The sequence below is a fragment of the Paenibacillus melissococcoides genome (assembly GCA_944800085.1).
Taxonomy (GTDB): domain Bacteria; phylum Bacillota; class Bacilli; order Paenibacillales; family Paenibacillaceae; genus Paenibacillus_B; species Paenibacillus_B melissococcoides.
Genome location: CALYLO010000005.1, coordinates 153,897 through 170,951, shown reverse-complemented (window position 1 = coordinate 170,951; position 17,055 = coordinate 153,897). Strand labels below are relative to the sequence as shown.

At 56.8% G+C, this 17,055-nt stretch carries 16 protein-coding genes and 1 pseudogene; 8 read left to right on the top strand and 9 right to left on the bottom strand.

The features are described from left to right. Positions 1–122: 122 nt before the first annotated feature. From OCY70_RS18540 to OCY70_RS18525, 4 genes and pseudogenes are all read left to right on the top strand, one after another. Positions 123–497: pseudogene (locus OCY70_RS18540) on the top strand (serine hydrolase domain-containing protein); the annotation flags it as partial. A gap of 160 nt (positions 498–657) precedes the next feature. Further along, positions 658–1,137: a beta-lactamase family protein gene (locus OCY70_RS18535; protein ID WP_261945087.1), complete on the top strand. Its 480-nt coding sequence runs from the start codon at positions 658–660 to the stop codon at positions 1,135–1,137. Between the two features lie 123 nt (positions 1,138–1,260). Next, positions 1,261–2,280: a Gfo/Idh/MocA family protein gene (locus OCY70_RS18530; RefSeq protein ID WP_213428118.1), complete on the top strand. Its 1,020-nt coding sequence runs from the start codon at positions 1,261–1,263 to the stop codon at positions 2,278–2,280. A gap of 41 nt (positions 2,281–2,321) precedes the next feature. Further along, the gene (locus OCY70_RS18525; RefSeq protein WP_213428146.1) at positions 2,322–2,975 is read left to right on the top strand and encodes an HD domain-containing protein; all 654 of its coding nucleotides are present in this window, start codon (positions 2,322–2,324) and stop codon (positions 2,973–2,975) included. A 158-nt stretch (positions 2,976–3,133) separates the two neighbouring features. On the opposite strand, the gene OCY70_RS18520 is transcribed toward OCY70_RS18525, so the two are convergent. The 5 genes from OCY70_RS18520 to OCY70_RS18500 all read right to left on the bottom strand — a co-directional run bounded on the left by OCY70_RS18520 (position 3,134) and on the right by OCY70_RS18500 (position 8,994). Continuing rightward, positions 3,134–3,721, bottom strand: coding sequence for a uracil-DNA glycosylase (locus OCY70_RS18520; RefSeq protein ID WP_213428117.1), 588 nt, complete (start codon positions 3,719–3,721; stop codon positions 3,134–3,136). Continuing rightward, positions 3,718–4,503 carry a DUF72 domain-containing protein gene (locus OCY70_RS18515; protein ID WP_213428116.1) on the bottom strand — a complete coding sequence of 262 codons (786 nt, stop codon included), beginning with the start codon at positions 4,501–4,503 and terminating at the stop codon, positions 3,718–3,720. Before OCY70_RS18515 ends, OCY70_RS18520 begins: the two co-directional genes overlap by 4 nt. 2 nt (positions 4,504–4,505) lie before the next feature. Further along, positions 4,506–7,631, bottom strand: a complete 3,126-nt coding sequence (locus OCY70_RS18510; protein WP_261945086.1) for a DNA polymerase III subunit alpha — start codon at positions 7,629–7,631, stop codon at positions 4,506–4,508. A 70-nt stretch (positions 7,632–7,701) separates the two neighbouring features. Further along, a complete protein-coding gene (locus OCY70_RS18505) occupies positions 7,702–8,499 on the bottom strand; it encodes a cytochrome c oxidase assembly protein (protein ID WP_213428114.1) in 798 nt (265 codons plus the stop codon). Positions 8,500–8,514: 15 nt separating this feature from the next. Next, positions 8,515–8,994, bottom strand: a complete 480-nt coding sequence (locus OCY70_RS18500; RefSeq protein WP_213428113.1) for a DUF2243 domain-containing protein — start codon at positions 8,992–8,994, stop codon at positions 8,515–8,517. 185 nt (positions 8,995–9,179) lie between these two features. On the opposite strand from OCY70_RS18500, the gene OCY70_RS18495 reads away from it, so the two are divergent. Continuing rightward, positions 9,180–9,584: a phosphotransferase gene (locus tag OCY70_RS18495; protein ID WP_213428112.1), complete on the top strand. Its 405-nt coding sequence runs from the start codon at positions 9,180–9,182 to the stop codon at positions 9,582–9,584. A 197-nt stretch (positions 9,585–9,781) separates the two neighbouring features. On the opposite strand, the gene OCY70_RS18490 is transcribed toward OCY70_RS18495, so the two are convergent. From OCY70_RS18490 to OCY70_RS18480, 3 genes are read right to left on the bottom strand one after another with little or no spacing between them, the layout of a single operon-like run. Further along, on the bottom strand, positions 9,782–10,393 hold the full coding sequence (locus tag OCY70_RS18490) for a DedA family protein (RefSeq protein WP_213428111.1): 612 nt from the start codon (positions 10,391–10,393) through the stop codon (positions 9,782–9,784). Beyond that, positions 10,383–10,955 (bottom strand): class I SAM-dependent methyltransferase, encoded by a 573-nt coding sequence (locus OCY70_RS18485; RefSeq protein WP_213428110.1) that lies wholly within the window; start codon positions 10,953–10,955, stop codon positions 10,383–10,385. The genes OCY70_RS18490 and OCY70_RS18485 overlap by 11 nt, the downstream gene beginning before the upstream one ends. Next, on the bottom strand, positions 10,952–11,602 hold the full coding sequence (locus OCY70_RS18480) for a phosphatase PAP2 family protein (RefSeq protein WP_213428109.1): 651 nt from the start codon (positions 11,600–11,602) through the stop codon (positions 10,952–10,954). Before OCY70_RS18480 ends, OCY70_RS18485 begins: the two co-directional genes overlap by 4 nt. Positions 11,603–11,933: 331 nt before the next feature. Between OCY70_RS18480 and OCY70_RS18475 the strand changes: the two genes are divergently transcribed. Continuing rightward, complete coding sequence (locus OCY70_RS18475; RefSeq protein ID WP_213428108.1) at positions 11,934–12,413, top strand: hypothetical protein; 480 nt, start codon at positions 11,934–11,936, stop codon at positions 12,411–12,413. Positions 12,414–12,502: 89 nt separating this feature from the next. Here OCY70_RS18475 and OCY70_RS18470 read toward each other — a convergent pair whose 3' ends face one another. Next, positions 12,503–13,039: a superoxide dismutase family protein gene (locus OCY70_RS18470; protein ID WP_213428107.1), complete on the bottom strand. Its 537-nt coding sequence runs from the start codon at positions 13,037–13,039 to the stop codon at positions 12,503–12,505. 283 nt (positions 13,040–13,322) lie between these two features. Between OCY70_RS18470 and OCY70_RS18465 the strand changes: the two genes are divergently transcribed. After that, positions 13,323–14,306: a tyrosine-type recombinase/integrase gene (locus OCY70_RS18465; protein ID WP_213428106.1), complete on the top strand. Its 984-nt coding sequence runs from the start codon at positions 13,323–13,325 to the stop codon at positions 14,304–14,306. Between the two features lie 82 nt (positions 14,307–14,388). Continuing rightward, positions 14,389–16,968, top strand: coding sequence for a flippase-like domain-containing protein (locus tag OCY70_RS18460; protein WP_213428105.1), 2,580 nt, complete (start codon positions 14,389–14,391; stop codon positions 16,966–16,968). Positions 16,969–17,055 lie beyond the last annotated feature (87 nt).

Below are 17,055 nucleotides of genomic sequence, written 5' to 3'. Positions count from 1 at the left end.
AATTGAAGTCAGTACGCGCTTATGGCGGAACGCTTGCCCGCCGAGGGAATAGCGCGCATGCCTGCGGAAGGCATGGTCGGAGGCATTACGTCAGGAGCGCGATGCAGTGCATTCCGAGATGAATGGGAGCTGAGTTCATGAAGCGCATCATCGACAGGGACGACAATGGGATTGAGGCACTGAGGAGACAGCACCGGGTGCCGGGCGTGAGCATCGCCCTGATCTGTAACGGGAGGTTGGATTGGAGCGGCGGCTATGGGGAGCTGGAAGCCGGCTCGGGGCGCAAGGTGACGGCGAACAGTCTGTTCCATGCCTGCTCCATGAGCAAAATGGTTACGGCGGTTGGCGTGCTCCGCCTAGTGCAGGCGGGCGTGCTGGAGCTGGATGCGGAGGCGAACCGTTATTTGCGGACGTGGCGGCTTCCGGATAGCCCGTATACGTCAGACGTGAACGTCACGCTGCGTCATCTGTTCGCTCATCAGTCCGGGATCGCGGATCTGCCGGGGAGCTTCGGCATTTACCGGACGACGGATCCGCTGCCTACCGTGAAGGAGATATTGGCGGGCTCTACTCCGTATCATTCGGACCGTACATCTCCAACATGTGCCGGGGAGCCGATTCACTTATTCGGATGCCGGTTACTGAGTCATTGCACAGTTGATCGAGGATGTGACGGGGGAGTCGTTCGCCGTTGCGATGGAGCGGCTCGTCATGGCGCCGTTAGGGTTGAAGCGAACGTTTTACTGGAATTATTATGTTTCGAAAATTGGACGCGCGGAAGAAATCAAGGCGAAAGCAAGCGCCTCGGCCGGACATCACCAAGACGGTCATGTCGTTGAGGGCTCACGGGCGTATTATCCGTGTCTGGCCGCCGCTGGCCTGTGGTCGACGCCGACGGAGCTCGCTCTGCTGGCTCTGGAAGTGATGGCGGCCTGGAACGGGGACACGGCCTCGATTCTGCACCCGGAGCTGGCCCGGCAGATGATGGCGGGCAGCGGCTGCACGGAAGAGGCGGGGCTGGGGGTATTCCTTCCGTCTGCCGAAGGAGAGCCGCTTGTCGTCTCCCAAGGCTGGGGAGTCGGCTTCCAGTGCAAGCTGCTGGCGTACCCTCGCCTGCGAAGCGGATCGTCGTCATGACCAATTCCGACCCGGGCAAGCCGCAGGACAAGGCGCTGACGGGCGAGCTGATTCGCCATATCGGGAAGCCATATAACTGGCCGGGCTATAGATAATTGCACCATGCAACAGGGAGAGAGAAGAATGAACAGCAAGAAAATCAGAATGGCGGTCATCGGACTGGGCCATATGGGACAATATATGCTGCGCCTGGCGGCTCAGCCGGAATTCGCGCAAGCGGTAGAGATCGCGGCCATCTGCGAAGCGAACGAGCAGGCCCGCGAGCAATTCCGGCATACCTATCGGGACAGCTTGCCGCATGCGGTTTGGTCTTCGGACTATGCGGCGCTGCTGGAGGAGACGGACGCCGATCTGGCGTGCATCTCCGTGCCTCCCGCGTTCCATAATCACATCGTTATGGAAGCGCTGCGCAGGAAGATACATGTTTTCTGCGAGAAACCGCTGGCGAACAGCGTAGAGGAAGCGAGGGAGCTTCTGCAGCAAGCCCGAGAGGCGGAGGTCGTGCATGCCATTCATTTCTCGATGCCGCATGAACCGGCGGTGGAGCGGGTAAGGCACATGCTGGCGGAAAAGGCGATCGGCGAGATCCGAAAGCTCGATCTGATCCTCCAATTCCCGCAATGGCCGCGGGCATGGCAGCATAATTCCTGGATCGGGACACGGCAGCAGGGCGGCTTCGTGCTGGAGGTCGGCGTCCACTGGATTCATGTCATCCAGAAGCTGCTAGGCCGCATTACGAATGTGCAGAGCGAGCTCGAGCTGCCGGCCGAGAGCGGGCGCTGCGAGAAGGGAATCCGCGCAGCCTTGCGCCTGGACAGCGGAATTCCGGTTCACGTGAGCGGAATGTCCGGATTCTCGGGAGAAGAACGGGTCTCTCTCATTCTGTATGGGACAGAGGGAACGATTGCGCTGGAGAATTGGGATCACCTATATACGGGAGCGGTTGGTCAACCGCTGGAGCCGGTGCAGGTCGAGGATTCGGCCGATACGCTGCCGGTGGTAAGGCAGGTGATCCGTGCGATTCAAGGCAAGCCTGCCCGTTACTTTACGTTCCAGGACGGATATGATGCGCAGGTCGTGCTGGAAGCGCTGCGTCATCCGGCCTCTTCCGGATGGGAGGATATTTGGCCGCAGTATAGCTGAACAGATGTGTGCCGATGCACCATAGGAGGGGAGGGGTGGCGATGGATACGCGCCAGGAGTTGATCGCGCGCGCCGAAGCGTATGTGCGCGAGCAGGTGAAGACCGACAGCAGCGGCCATGATTGGTGGCATATTCATCGCGTCCGGCGAATGGCCGTTCGGCTCGCGAAGGAAGAGGGGGCGGATGCCTGGATCTGCGAGCTGGCCGCCCTGCTGCATGATGTGGCGGACGCCAAGTTCAATCCGACGAAGGAGGCTGGCTGCGCCAAGGTGAAGGAATGGCTTGTGGCGAACGGCGCCCACGCGGATGCGGTCTCCCATGTCATGGATATCGTGTCGGACCTGTCTTACAGCGGCGGGCATCATTCGCCGATGAAGACGTTGGAGGGGCAGATCGTGCAGGACGCCGATCGGCTCGATGCGATGGGCGCGATCGGGATTGCGCGCGCGTTCGCCTATGCCGGCTGGGCCGGCCATCGGATGCATGAGCCGGAGGAGCCCCCGGCTGCATTCCGGTCGGAAGAGGAGTACCGGAGCCACCAAGGCACCGCCATCAATCATTTCCATGAGAAGCTGTTAAGATTGAAAGACCTCATGAATACGGACAGCGGCAAAGCTTTGGCCATGAAGCGGCATCTCGTGATGGTCGAATACCTTCGGCAATTCCATAAAGAATGGGAAGCGGAGGATGGCTGATGAAGCGAATAAGCCCCCTGATGTGGAAGCTCGATATCTACATCGGCGATCTCCGCTATGAGGGTTATAGGTCGAAGACGTAGATGAGAAACAGCCATCCTAGCGGGGAACGCCATCTATCTTCATATAGACGAAGGAGCCATAAAGACTGCTAACAGTCATGGCTCCAGCTTTTTCAAGGCGTCTGCGGCAGAGAAGATATCCTGCTTCAGAAGCTCTCTTTTCTGTTCGTCGCGAAATACGGCGGACGGATGATAGGTGGGCATGATCCGGACTCCGTCCATCTCTGCCCACGTTCCGCGTATTTCCGTAATTTTCGCTTTGCGATCGACAAGCGCCTGCACGGCTATGCTCCCGAGGCATACGATGATGGCCGGATCGATCAATTCGATTTGCCGCAGCAAGATCGGCAGCGCTTCGGTAACCTCCGATGTTTTCGGCTTCCGGTTGCCGGGCGGCCTGACTTTGATGACGTTCGTCACATAGGCATTCTCGCGGAGAATATCCGCTTTCTGCAAATATTTATTCAGCAGTCTTCCCGAGTTGCCGACGAATGGCCGGCCGGTCTCGGCTTCCTTGGCTCCGGGGGCCTCCCCGAGCAGCAAGAGACGGGCATGCTCCGGTCCTTCCCCGAATACAAGCCGTTCTCCGGGCTCCGGCACAAATACGCGCTCACAGACGCCGCGCAACGCATCCAGATTGCCGATCGCTTGCAACTCTTCCGGCAAGGCGGTTCCGGTGATCATGTGGGAACGACCTCCTCCTTCAGCATCTCGCGCAGCATCCGTCCGTTGATGACCGCCTGCGCCCGGTAATGGTTGTTCATGCTGACGAATGTCTTTTCCGTTCTCTCGGCAAGCTTGCGAATATTCGGAACCCAATCCGCAAGTTCGTTCTCGTTGTACAAATAGTCGTACCGTTCATGCGTCTCCTTGTGATGCCACCATTTTTTATAATTCCGTCCGTGGAACCGGATATAACCGATTGGGCCAGTCGCCCTGATGATCGGCGGAACGAGCGTTTTGAACTGCGGCTCGTCCACGCACACATAGCCCAATTGCTCTTCCTCCAGCAGATCGAAGATCCGTTCGTCGATCCATTCTTCATGCCGAAACTCGATCACGACCGGAATATCGCCCATCATTTCCTTGAATTCCTTCAAATAATCCCGGTTCTCATCCCGGTTCCGGAAGCTGGTAGGAAACTGAGCCAGCACGCAGCCCAGCTTGCCAACCTCGATTAATGGCTTCAACGCTTCCTTAAAATCGTGAAAATGTTGTTCGTTATCCTCCCGTTTATGTGTCATTCCGCGGTATGCCTTGATAACGAACTGGAAGTGCTCGGGCGTTTTCTCCCGCATATGGTAGAGCATAAACCGGTTGGGCATTGCGTAAAACGATGAGTTCACCTCGGTAAACGGAAACTCCCGCGCGTAAAAAGAGAGCCGTTCCTTTTTGTCCAAGCCTTCCGGGTAATAGACCCCGTTCCAATCTTCATAGCTGTAGCCAGCCGTTCCGATGAGCAGCATAATTATCCTCCAAGCGCCTTGATTTTGTCCGCCACGACGCGCGCCTGTCCGTTTTGCTTCCGGACATCGCCTTCCAATAATATGCCCTTCGGATTCAATTCGTATAAAAAAGACTTGTATGTTGTCGGATAGAGCACGACCTCGATCATATCCGTGTCATCCTGAAGGACGAGCATAAGCACGTATTCGCCGGATTGGGTCGGATACCGCCGACTGTGGATGACGGTTCCGCAGATGCGGACACGCGCGTTATCGCCGTATTCGGACAGCGCCCGGATTGGAACAATATTGAAGCGCTTTACAAACTCATGCCATTTTCTCGATGCAGATGGCTGCAAGGAAAAGCCAAGCAGCGCTTTTTCCATCTTTCTTTTTTCCGCTTGGGTAAAATCGGGAATCGCTGCGGCTGCATCGTTGATGCCGGAAGCTTGCGGGACTTCATGCACATCGGCGATCATCTCCCTGCGGTGAAGGCCAAAACGATCGCAGGCGCCCGCGGCGATCCAGGCTTCGAGAACCGGTCTTTTGATCCGGCTTGCTCTCATCCGCTCCACCCATTCGGGAAACGTGCGGAATTCCCCGCTTCGGTGGCGGGAACGAAGCAGCGCGATTACCGATTCCGGCCCCGAGCCGTGAACGGCATCAAGTCCGCAGCGTATTCCTTCCTCTTCCGCATGGAACCCGAGCCCGCTCCGGTTAATATCGGGTCCAAGCAGGGAAAGGCCCATTTTGGAGATCTCGCGCAAATATACTTTTTTGTCGTAATACCCGCCCTCCATGCTCAATAAAGAGGCCATATAATCTTTCGGAAAATGCGTTTTTAAATAAACGGTCCAGTAGGCCAGATAAGCATAGGATACGCTATGAGCTTTATTGAAGCTATACCCGGAAAACCGCACCAAAAAGTCGAAGACGCCTAGAGCTTCCTTGTCTGTTACGCCTCGTGCTGCCGCTTCCTGGAGGAACCGCTGCTGATGGCGGGACAGTGCTTCGACTGATTTGGCGGAAAGGGCGCGCCGGAGCGAGTCGGCTTCTCCCATGGAGCAGCCCGTTACCGCTTGCGCAATGGCCATCACTTGCTCCTGATACAAGATCAGGCCGTAAGTCGGCCCAAGAACGGGCTCCAATTCAGGGAGCGGCAGCTTGTATTTCTCTTCGCCCCGATGCCGCCGCAAATACGTATCAACGATTCCCTCATTCCAGGCGCCAGGCCGGTACAATGCGAGCAGATCGGCTAAATGGCTGATGCTGTGAGGCTGCATGCGGCGAAGCAAGCGGCGGATTCCCATGCTTTCAAGCTGAAAGCAGCCCAATGTATTGCCGCTGCCGATAGTCTCGAATGCAGCCGGATCGTCAAGCGGGATAACGCTCAAATCGATTTGTTCGCCTGTTCGTTCATGAATGGAAGCGAGCGTATCGTGAATGAGCGTCAGGTTGCGCAGACCGAGGAGATCGATTTTCAATAAGCCCAGCGCTTTGATATCTTCCTTCGTAAAAGGAGTCATCGGTTCACCGTTCGGACGCCGCTGCAAAGGAATGGTTCGGGCCAATTGTTCATCCCCGAGTATAATTCCCGACGGGTGAGCGGAATGCTGGTGCGGAAGTCCTTCCAGCCGTTCGGCAAGCTGGAACAGCGATTTGAACGGCTCTTTGCCTGCCGGAAGCTTGGACAGCTCCGGCAGGGTCTCCAGACTGTGGCGGATGCCGCCTCTCCCGGTAAAAGAGGGGAGCAGCTTGGCCAGCACATCGATTTGTTTTTTGGGCAAGTTCAAATAAGTCCCCGCTTCGCGGACCGCCCCGCGCGCGCCGAACGTGTTCAATACGCCGAGATGCGCAATTTGATCTTCCCCATATTTGTCCTTCAAATATTGCAGCAGCTCGTGGCGCCTTCTCTGACAGACGTCGATGTCGATATCCGGCAAATCGGCCCGATCCGGACTCAAAAATCGTTCAAAGGATAGACCGTGAAGGAGCGGATTCACCTCGGTGATGCCAAGCAGATACGCCACCAGGCTTCCGGCGGCCGAGCCTCTTCCCGGGCCTACGGGAATGTTCCGGCTCCGCGCATACCGTACGATATCCCATACGATCAGGAAATAGTCGGAGAGCCCTCGCGCCTTAATGATCTCCAGCTCTTGGTCCATTCGCTCAAGCTCAGGCGCATGAGTACCAACCGGATGATCGAGTGCTGTGCCAGATGAACCGAACCGCTTCCGCATTCCTTGCAGGCATAATTGGCGCAGCGCTTCATCCGAGCTTTGCGGCAGCTTCCCGGATTCGTTCTCTTCCGCACCGGATCGAGAGCATGAAGGGCTTTCCACGCTCCGCATTTGTGGCATGCGGAAGGCTGGCATCCGGTTCGTTCCAAGCTCAGGCTGGAACCGGCACCGCTCCGCGATTCGCGCCGTATTGGCTATAGCCTCCGGCAGATGGCTGAATTTCGCCTTCATTTCAAGGGGGGAAGGGAGATAAAACGGTCCGGCGGTATCAGGGGCAGCCGGATTCGGTTGTTTTTTTCGCTCCCGGATCATGTGAAGCAAAGGAGCGTCTTCGGGATCAAGGTAATGCACGTCATGGGTGGCCGCTAAGGGAAGCTTCATGTCCCGGGCCAGAATAACGGTCCGCGCGAGCGCCGCATCGTCGTCCGCCAGGCCGTGATGCTGTGCCTCCAGAAAGAAATTTCCGTGGCCGAACCACTGTATATATTGAAGAGCTTGCTTGGCAGCTTCATCCGCCCGTCCGCTCGCGAGCAGGCGGTGGATGCTTCCGGTTCTGCCGCCGCTCAGCGCAATAATATCGCCATGAAAGGCCGGGGGATGGAAAGGAGTGCCGTTCAATTGCTCGACGATATGCTCGTAACCGCGATGGGTGGCGGCCAATAAAATGAGTGTGTCTTCCGAATCGCCGACCTGCAATTCACAGCCGACAATCGGATGAATGCCGTATTCCGCCGCCAGCCGGCAAAAGGGAATCATCCCGTTGACTCCGCCTTTATCGGTGATGGCCAGCGCATTCATCTTCCACGCCGCCGCCCGCTGCAGCAAATCTTCCAGGCGGCAGGTCGCTTCCATCAGGCTGTATTCCGTATGAACATGAAGGTGTACGAAGCTTGTCCCCAGCTTTTCCATGACAGCACTCCTTTCCACGGGAACATTTGTTTCTATCATACGGTTAGAAGCGGTTGTTGTCCATTGGAGGTTATTTCCGATACAGGATATGTTCGGGGACCAGCATCCGGGGGCGGGATGCCTTGAACCATTGCCAGCAGAACAGCGACACGAGCATAATCTCGATCACGTCGCCGCCGTAGTACATCAGCATGCTGCCTGCCTCGGCTTGCGCCGCGGGCACGCCTGCAGGCGGACGGGCATACATATACTTGGACAAGACGGCATGCCCGCCCATCGCGGTCACCAGCACGATCGCGCGGTACATGAAGCTTGTCCGGTACGGCATCGGATCGATATAGACGATGGATACGGTGAACAGGTACCCGGCGAGAAAAAGATGAAGGTGAACGAGGGCATGCACGATGACATTGTGCTGCATCCATGAGTACATGTCTGTCGTATAGAGCGCCCATAATCCTCCCACATTGAGCACGGCGGCGACCACCGGATCATGCAGCAGTCGGATGAAGCGGGTCTTCAGGATACCGGAAATCCGGCGCGAATAGGCGACAGGCAGCGTTCTCAGGAGAAGCCGCATCGGGGAGGCGAGCGCGATCAGGAGCGGGGCCAGCATGCCCAGCAGCAAATGGCCGATCATATGCGCCGTGAAATCGTCATGGGCGCGTTCGGCGATCGGTCCGGCGACCGCTGCAGCCGCGCAGGCGAGTCCGGCATGCCAGCATTGATGACGATACAGCGGCCAAGGCTTATGCTTGTGGCCGGATACGACCGCAGCCGCACTGTACAGCAACGCCAGGAGCGCCCACAAGCCGGCCGCCCACAGTTCAAGCGTCCAGCCGCTGTCAAGATGATGATGAGAAGGCAATCGAAACCATCCTTCCTATTCTGATGTCCGGCGCGCTCGCTTAAGGAGAATGATGCCGGCGATGATCATGGCTGCCGCAATGATATTCCAGATCCAGTCATAGATATATACATTGTCTACGTACCGAATCTGGTGAAGGCTCATCAGCTTGTGTTGGATGATTCCGTCGTATAGTTGGAATGCGCCGCCGCCCAGCAGCACGCCGCCCCACCACAAGCCTGCCTGCCAAGCTCTTTGCCGGTGCAGAGCGACCAGCATGAACGAGCTCCCGATCGTAGCGAACCAACTGAAGGCATGGAACAGGCCATCCGACATTAACCCGATGCCGGTCGTGGACTTGTCATAGAAATGGTGCCAATGCAATAATTGATGAAAGACCGTGTCATCCAAAAAACCGACCAGCCCGAGACCGAACAGGATGCCCGACCAGACATTTCGTCTCGAAGCAGAAAAGAGGGGTTGGGATGAATCCGATCTGATTTGTTCCGCTTCCATACTGTCTCCTTTCTATTTTCTTGATATTGTCTTCAATATTTCCATTTTGCCGCCGGCATAACCGAAGCGGCTGCATTCCCTATCAGGAGGTGTGCAATCCATATGATTCCCGGATCGGGCGTCTTGCCGACAACTATGAGATCGGACGTTGGGACGGATCGAATCGGTGTCCAAGGTACGACCTCATGACAGACGCCGGGAAGCTGGCCGGGCAGAGAGATCGCTTTGATTTGGGACGAATGTGGGAAGAGATGTCCGCATCGCATATCGGCGGCGCTCTCATTCGGCAGCTTGAGGAGCCGGTGGAGCGGTGTCTCGGCTATGCCGGGAAGATTACCGATTATATCCATGGCGATCTGGGCGCATGGAACCTGCTTCTGCGGAAGGGACGAATCGATATCATCGATTTCGGCGAGGTGCGGTTGGGCGACCGCCATTTCTACGCTGCTGCGGCGCTTGTGTCGACGGCTGCGGGCAGTGCGAGCGAAGAGGAGACGGTCACCCGGTTGGAAGACTTCTGCCGAGGATATGAAGAGAACGCCAAACCGCTTGATCTGGTTCGTTTGCGGGAACAGATTCACCTTGGATAGTTCGCGGAATCGTTGCCGTCATTCGTCATCATGGCACGGACGATCGGACCAGCCGGTATTGCCGCCGAAGCACGGAGACGATGGAGCATTTCGACAAGGCCATCAACCGATGCCTTGGCCTCTGAATGCAGCCGCGAGTCGAGACGCGCTTTTTAGCGGACCCCGGGCGCCTCTCGTTCGGCTCCTCACACTAGCCTTTAACCGCCTGGCTCACTCAACCTCTTGTTCCGGGACTGCCTCACGACCCAATACGCGCCCCCTGCAATGATGATCAAAGCCGCGGCATAGAGGCCGTATCGGTACAGCAGTTCTCCGATGGCTTCCACCCGGCTCCCCAATGCCCGCCCCATGCTGAAGAACAGCAAGGTCCATACGAAGCCGGCCGAATAGGCATACAGGGCGTAACGCTTGTATGTCATCCTGTTCACGCCGACCAGGTACGGGACGATATGCCGGACGACGGGAAGAAAATAACTGAGGCAGATCGCGAGGCTGCCGTATTTCCGCATCAAGCTCTCGGATACCTCAAGATAACGCTCCAACCGGCTTCTGCGCCGCAGCCGCTCCAGAATCGGGACGCCGATGCCTCTCCCGATCATGAATCCAACCGACAAGCCGGACACGACGCCGAGATAGGTCAGGACGAAGGCGGGCAGCGGGAGAAGAATATTCATTCCCGAGACGGCTCCGCCCGTCATGACGATCACTTCGTCGGGAATCGGCATTCCGACGATGCCGAGCCATAGCGCGAAGAACAAGGCGGTATAGCCGAAGTGCCCGATCCAATGCAGCAGAAGATCAGCATTCATGGAGATTTCCCTTGGCTCGGCACACGTATACAAAGGCAGGCGGCAGGTTGAGCAGAACGAGCTTCATATCTTCGATCTCGAAGCGCGCAGAGAGCTGCTTTTTCATCTGAAGCGAGTATTGAAAGGCGACGAACCATCCTCCGGCAGCGAGCGAGGCTTCGATCTGGCCGAGGATCTGATCGCGCATCGTCTGCGGGAAATTGAAGAAGGGCAGGCCGCTCAAAATGCAGTCCAGATGAGTGACGCCATGCTTGCCGATGAGCGGCAGTATCTCTTCCGCGCTCGGATAGCATAAAAAAGCGGGATAGTTGCTGGCCAGCAGCTCGCGCATACTCTGATCCTGCTCGAATAAAAACACCTTCGCAGAAGGAGCCGCAACCTGCCGGATACGATCCGTAATGGCCCCCGTGCCGGCGCCGAGCTCCGCCGCATACCGCACCTGCTCCCACGGAACGGCATCGGTCATGGTGCGCGCGAGCAGCGTTGAGCTGGGAATAATGCTGCCGATTTGCTTTGGCTGATGAATGAATTTTTGCAAAAATAACTGTTTTTCGTGTATCATGATGGCTCTTGTCTCCTTTTCTTGAGTAATTCCCGGTAGTTCGCCGCTGAGGCGAGGATGATCCCGGCCATCCAGTAGGTGAAGACGGCGACGAACCAGCCGGCGAATAGATCGGCTATTACATGCTGCTTCACAAACAGCGTGGACAAAATAATGACCACGGCGGTGAAGCGGACGAAATGGCGCGTCCTCGGACGGAACACAAACGAGCTTCGGTACATAAGACAGCTCGTCAGGACATGGATGCTGGGGAAGCAGTTGTACGGCCTATCCGTCCAATAGATGATTTTGACCATTGTATCGAACAAGCCCGTGCCTTCAACGTCCGGACGCGCTACCACGGTCTGGAAGAAAAAGTAGGTCAAATAGCAAAGGACAAGTCCAAGACAGAGCGCCAGCAGCGTTCGATAATAGACCGAGGGCCGTCGGCGGAACATAAAAAACAGCGTGAGAATGATAAAGGGATACCAGCTGATATAGGGAATGATGAATGCCGGTACGAAAGGAATGCGGTCATCCCAGCCGGTAGACAGCGAGTACGTGCGCGGCCCGGGCCGATTCTGAATTCCGTAAAAAATGTTCAGCACGGGGATGGCGAGCATCCAGAGCAATGGCCTGTATGGGGTCAAAGTTGTCTTTTCTCTCATAACAATCCCTTCCTAACCTGTCTGATGTATCCTAAGGTTCCCCGAACAAGCGGGGTTCATCCAAGCAAGCATTCCCTGCTCAAAGAATGGGAAGTGAGTCCGGCCGCACTCTTCCTCCTCTTCTTGATGCTCTTATCGTATCCGATAGAGTTAAGATCCCTCTGAAGAAATTCTGAATGATTTTCTAAAGATGAAAGCCGCATCGGACGGCACCCCGATATCGTGAGCCGTAATTCTGGTTCGTCAATGTCCCGCTTGCGTTCGTTGAATTGTTATCTCTGTAGGAAAGGGATATTGGCGGAAAAGGATCCGACAGTCAGAGGGGATGTCAATGAAAGGCTTCGCAAACATGCGGCATGCCGTTCGCCGGGAGCAGTCGCGGGAAAAAGAATGGGCGAAAGTGTATTCCGGCCTTGTTCAACCCGGAGATGCATTCGTGTTCTATGACGGGGAGACGACCTTGACGCGGGACGGGTGGATCGAATTTGCCTATTATCCGATTACTTGCAATTCATGGGAGAAGCTGTGGAGCGAGCTTGCTGCTTATCCATTCGCCTATTCGATGAAGTCGCGGCTGTGTCCGAACGATTGCCGGCTTCTCTATGCCGAAATTATTCCGTGGTTCCCCGCGCCCCATTCCGCGCCGTACCTCAAGCTGCTTCGTGAGATGAAGGCGGAGGCGAGGGGGCGGCAGTTTTATGCCCGGCGACTGGAAGCAAGAACGGCTGGCAAGGTGGTATGCCACCTGAAGAAAAACAGAGATTTCGTGAGGATCAGTGCGGATCTGCAAGGTTGCAAGCTGAGGCTCTGAATCGCGGCTGATAAAGAAGAGAGGCAGGCAGATACGAAAGGCGCATCGTTGAGGATGCGCCTTCGTGGTCTGTCTGATAAGCGGGTTCGTTAATTAATGGCTCCGCAGGCGATGCGGTCTCCCGAATCCCCGGCCGGATCGGTAACATAATCATCCGCTTTCTCGTGAATGATCAAGGATGTGCCGCCCGGACGAATAAGCGAGTTGGGCTTGCCTTGCACAAGCGTAACGGCGGTCGTCGAGAGCGTAACCTGGACCTTGCCGTCTGCGCCGACCTCGATGTTCGGCAGATCGCCGGCATGGAACCCTTTTGGATTATTGAAGCCGTGGTGCGTGTGCTTCGGATTGAAGTGAGCTTCCGCGGTCTTGAAATCCGGCCCTTCGCATCGGCCAGCCGCATGGAAGTGAAAGCCATGGGGCCCTGGCGGCAGACTGTGGGCCTGGAGCGTAATCTGCACCTTGTCTCCGATCTGGACAAGCTTGGCCGTTCCGATTTGTTCGCCTTTGCCGTTGATAATGTTAACATCGGCCGATGGCGCCTTTTCTTCGGCGGATGCCGCTTGTGAGCCGCAGGCGCTGATGAGCAGAGCGCTTCCCAGCATACATACGAACGCAAGTTTTTTCATTGTGACCTCCTTGTGTGTAACCGGGGTTATATCGTTAGTGTGTCACAATAATTAGAAAAAGATAACAATCGCATGCGCATCAGCATTCCTATTTGTTCAATTGTTGATTTATTGAAAAAAAAGTAAAGGTTGATCGTAAAAAGGAAAAAAAGAGCCCGGAAGTTCATAATCCTTTGTCTTTGCCAGCCGAAGTTTGCGCTTCTGAACAGAAACTGCGTATAATAATCATTATACGCAGTTATTTGGACGCTGCGGAATGACGATAAAGGAGTAGGGATCAGCAATGAATCTGACCCGTCATGAACTAACCGCGCTGTATGAAGAGCCCCTGGAAGGATTCCGTTTGTGGATGGCCAATGCGGGGTATACCGAATACACGCAGCGCAATTACATAGGTGACGTGAGGCAATTCCTGCGCACGCTGAACGGCAAGCCCGTCGAGGAAGTGACGAAGATGCAGGTGCTGGCCTTTTTCGCGCAGGTCAAGGCTTCCGGCGTCAGCGATGCGACCCGGAACCGCAAGCATTGCGCGCTCACCAGCTTCTACCGGGCGCTGAATGAGCTGGAATGGACAACCGTCAATCCCGCGCTCGGCGTGAAGAAATCGAAGACGGAGATGAACCGGGCCCCCGTCTATTTGGAGCCGGAGCAGCTCCAGACGGTGCTGACGCATGCGAAGGGAAAATATTATAATCGGAATCTCGCCATTTTGATGCTGATGGCCTATGCCGGCCTGCGGGTAGGGGAGGTGCACCGGCTCAATGTGGGCGATTATCATCCGGAGCGGCAGACGCTGGAGGTGCTCGGGAAAGGGCGCAAATGGCGGACCGTTCCGCTTCCGGCTGCGGTAGCGGAGCAGCTCCAGCTCGCCCTGGACGAGCGGTTGACGCCGTGGCGAGCGGGCGAGGAAGCGCTGTTCATCTCACAAAAGGGACGCCGGTTGTCCATCCGCAACATTCAATATATCGCGGAGCAGGCGTTCGAAGGATTGGCTGCGGAAGAGGGCGTCATAACACCGGGGCGCGGGCGCTCCTATTCCTGCCACAAGCTGCGCCACTCGTTCGCGACCCTGCTGCTTCGAAGCGGCGCGGATATCCGCACCGTGCAGGATATGCTTGGACATGCCTCGATTCAGACGACGACGGTCTACACGCATGTCTCCGACAAGCAGAAGCAGGAAGCGGTCGAGCGTTTGCTTCCTTATATAAGAATGAAGGGAGCGCAAATCGAGCATGATGGAAATAACGGAAAAGGAACAGAGCGATGAATACTCCGCACCGGATCGGCCTCACACTTATCTAATAACATAATATATATTATGTAAACTATAATCCGGGAGGAGGAACACGATGAATTCGATCAAGCTGCGCGCGCAAGCCTTGCTGCGGAACAAAAGGCTGATGCATATCCTAAAAATTGTGTTCCCGATCGCCGTTATTGTGTTTGTCATCTTCCAGGGCCAGAAGGAATTGGCTCATTTCTCAATCAAAAAATCGCTGCATGCGATCCGTTTGTTGTCCGGGGATTATTTTACGGGATTAATTGTTGCCGGCGGCCTGGCCGTATCCTGCATGTTTTTCTATGATGTGCTGCTGCTGCGCTCCATCCGGGTGCCGTTCCGCTGGGGGAAGGTATTCCGCGTCTCCTGGATCGCCAACACGTTCAACGGCATCTTCGGCTTCGGCGGCATAGCCGGGGTCGGCGTGCGGACGATTCTTTACCGCGAGTCGGTAGGTGAAGTGGGGCGCCTGCTGCTGGCGATCGCCTGGATGGCTCCATCGATGATTAGCGGGTTGTCGATTCTTGGCATTCTCGTGATGTTTGGCGCTTTTCCCGCATACAGTCTGCTCGCCGTCAAAGGGTGGCTCTGGATCACGCTGATCGGGGTGGCGCTGTTCTTCCCGGCGTATATCCTGTTCTCGCAATGGAAGGGCCGGCGGCATGCCAATGCCAAGATTACATTGTACTATACGATCGTCTCGTTCGCCGAATGGCTGGCGGCGGGATCGGTCGCCTACCTGATCTTATATCTGCTGGGCAGCGACGTCACGTATCACGAGGTGATCGGCGTGTTCACCGTCAGCGCGATCGCCGGGCTGATCAGCATGGTTCCCGGCGGCTTCGGGACCTTCGATATTACGTATCTCATCGGGCTGCAGGCGATTGGGGTAGGTGACAGCACCGTCTTTACGGCCTTGCTGCTGTACCGGATTGTCTATTATTTCATTCCTTTTGCCTTGGGGCTTATCTTCGCCGCCTTCGAATTCGGCGGCGTGGCGGTGAAGCGGTTCGAGGATCATCCGACGATCGGTTCCTACATAGAGACCGGAAGCATCTTCTGGTTCATCCAGCGCTCGCTGTGGAATTCGCTTTCCTCCTGGTCGGTCGTCATTCTGATGTTCATGACCTCGTTTTTTCTGGCTCTCTACACGCTCACCGTGCCGGAATGGGAGCGGAGCGCGTTCCTGCTGCCGCTGATCTACGGCGATCACGGCGATTTCTATCCCCTGGTGAACGGAATCGTGCTGGGGGCGAGCATTTTGATGATGCTTATGCTCAAGGGGCTGTTCGAACGGACGATCCGCGCCTATATCGTGACACTGCTGTCGCTCGGCCTATGTACGGTCTTGACATTCCTGCTCGGAACGACGATTCGCCATACGCTGTGGCTGGCCGGGATGATTCTTGTCCTCGTGCTGCTGCGTTCGCAGTTCAACCGGTACCGCTACCCGCTCACGAAGGCGACGATCCTCGTCACCGGCATCTTGATGACCCTGTTCCTGCTCAGTTACGCGCTTATGGGCTATCTGCTCGGCGAGATTCATCTCGAGCCGGCGTATGCAAGCGTGACATTGAGCTACGCTCAATTTACGACGACGCTGCTGACGGGGCTGGCGACCGCGCTGCTCCTGTATTCGATCGCTTATTTCGCCTTCGAGCGCCATCTGCGGGAGCCGCTCGGGCGAGCCTGGATTCCGGAGGATGATGCGCTCCTCCAGGGGCCGAACGGCTGGCTGTACCGCCGCTTGCCCGGCAAGCGGGTATTCAATGCCAGCACCGGCAAGCTTCCGCTTCCGTTCCTGATCCGGAACCGGCGAGCGATTCTGTTCGGATGCCCGCCGTCGCGGCGCCATCCGGAAGCGATGCAGCTCTCGCTCGCCGAGCTGTACGAGCAGGCGGATCGCTACGGCCTGGATATCGTGTTCCTGCAGGCCGGCGTGGAAGAGATGCCGATGCTGCATGATTTCGGCAATGATTTTTTCAAGATGGGGGAGAGCGCGCGCCTCGAGATTCCTGACCGCCGCATCAGCCTGCCCAATGCCCCGCATGAGTTGCTGCCGCTGCCGCTTGATGCGCAGCGCCTCCGGGAGCTGACGCATGTCGTCCAGCATCAGTACGAGGCGGTGCCCCAGGGTTATCTGGCCTCGCTCCGGCGCCTGCTGTCGACCGAGGATCCGGATTTGCGGCTGCTGCTGCTGCATGGCGAACCGGATCGCTGCATCGGATACGCGGTCTACCGCATTCATCCGGCCGGGAAGGCGATCATCGTGGAGGATATCCGTACCCGATTCAGCGTGGCGCGGCCCGAGCATGAGGAGCCGCTCGGCCAACTCCGCGAGCTGCTGCTGCGGCAGGGGCAGCGCCATCACTGCACCCGGCTCGTATCCGGCCTCGTTCCGCTCTCCCATGTGGAGACGAACCGGGCCCCGCGCCTCTGGTCCGAGCGGGCCGCGACCGCGATATTCCGCCGCGTTCGCGATCTGTACCCGCTGTTGCAGCAGCGCGCCTTGTGGGAAGCGTTCGGGCCGGTCGTCTGGGAGCCGCAATATATCGCTTTCCTCAAGCAGCGGCAGATGAACTGGACGATATGGCGCATCACGCGATCGCTGAGCCAGGTGCGCAAGGGACCGTCCCGCGGCAGGACATGAAACCTTTATGAAAATCACTCAAAAGGACTGGGAGCGCCTCCCGGTCTTTTTTAATGGAGAAAACCGCTTACAAAGCCGCTTTCCGCC